The organism is Pseudomonas sp. NPDC088429 (assembly GCF_044753305.1).
GTDB classification, from domain to species: domain Bacteria; phylum Pseudomonadota; class Gammaproteobacteria; order Pseudomonadales; family Pseudomonadaceae; genus Aquipseudomonas; species Aquipseudomonas rustica.
The window spans coordinates 3,104-4,437 of record NZ_JBIVMX010000102.1 but is presented as its reverse complement, the minus strand read 5'-3'; the positions used below and the strand labels follow the sequence as shown (position 1 = coordinate 4,437).

Below are 1,334 nucleotides of genomic sequence, written 5' to 3'. Positions count from 1 at the left end.
TGAGCACTGGATTCAAGGTCCGGAGTTCACCATCGCCACCCTGCGTGACCAGGTGAGCAATGGATTCAAGGTCCGGAGTTCACCATCGCCACCCTGCGTGACCAGGTGTTGCCTCCAATCGCCCTGGGTACACCGCACACGTTTTACGACTACGACGCCAAGTACATCGCCAACGATACCCAGTACCGCATTCCGTGCGGGCTGGATGCCGCCAAGGAAAAGGAACTCATGGATCTCACGGCCAAGGCCAGTGAGGCGCTGGGGATTGCCGGTTGGGGCAGGGCGGACGTGATGCAGGACGCCGACGGGCAGTTCTGGTTCCTGGAAGTGAACACCGCACCGGGCATGACCGATCACAGTCTGGTGCCGATGGCGGCCCGTGCTGCCGGTCTGGATTTCCAGCAACTGGTACTGGCCATTCTGGCCGCCAGTGTTGAAGGCGCAGTTACCCAAGAGGCGCGAGGTTAAGACCATGCAAGGCGCTCAGCTCAGACATCAGCCACCCGCACCCGGCCGCAAGCCGGTACCGCGGGGTGCCAGCCGAATGGTGGCGAAAGAGCCGATGTCCGCGCGCCTGCCGAAAGCCAATTTCGGTTTTCTGAAAAGCCTGTTCTGGCCGGTGCTGCTGGTTGTGCTGGGCTTTGGTACCTACGAAGGGGCAACGCGTTTGCTGCCGTACGCCGACCGGCCGATCACCAAGATCGCCGTGCAGGGCGACCTGAGCTACATCAGCCAGCAAGCAGTGCAGCAGCGCATCGCCCCGTATGTGGCGTCGAGCTTCTTCACCATCGACCTGGCCGGGATGCGCACCGAACTTGAGCAGATGCCCTGGATCGCCCATGCCGAAGTACGTCGGGTGTGGCCGGACCAAGTGGTGATCCGCCTCGAAGAGCAGTTGCCGGTGGCGCGTTGGGGCGACGAGTCGTTGCTGAACAACCAGGGCCAGGCGTTTACGCCGAAGGAACTGGCGAACTACGAACACCTGCCACAGCTGTTCGGCCCACAACGGGCTCAGCAGCAAGTGATGCAGCAGTATCAGGTGCTGAGCCAGATGCTGCGGCCGTTGGGCTTCTCGATTGCACGCCTGGAATTGCGTGAACGCGGGAGCTGGTTCCTGACCACCGGTGCCGGCAGTTCCGGCCCCGGCATCGAGCTGCTGCTGGGACGCGGCAATTTGGTGGAAAAGATGCGCCGCTTTATCGCCATCTATGACAAGACGCTTAAAGACCAGATTACGAACATTGCGCGCATCGATCTGCGCTACGCCAACGGCCTCGCTGTTGGCTGGCGGGAACCTGTAGCGCCGACGACAGCCCAACCCGCTGTCGCTATGT

General features: G+C 61.9%; 1 protein-coding gene and 1 pseudogene. Both read left to right on the top strand.

Translation table 11 applies throughout. The features are described from left to right. A pseudogene (locus ACIP66_RS27145) lies at nt 1-468 on the top strand (hypothetical protein); the annotation flags it as partial. A gap of 4 nt (nt 469-472) precedes the next feature. Beyond that, nucleotides 473-1,334: cell division protein FtsQ/DivIB (locus tag ACIP66_RS27140; RefSeq protein ID WP_400652236.1), on the top strand; the 862-nt coding region annotated here is incomplete at its 3' end.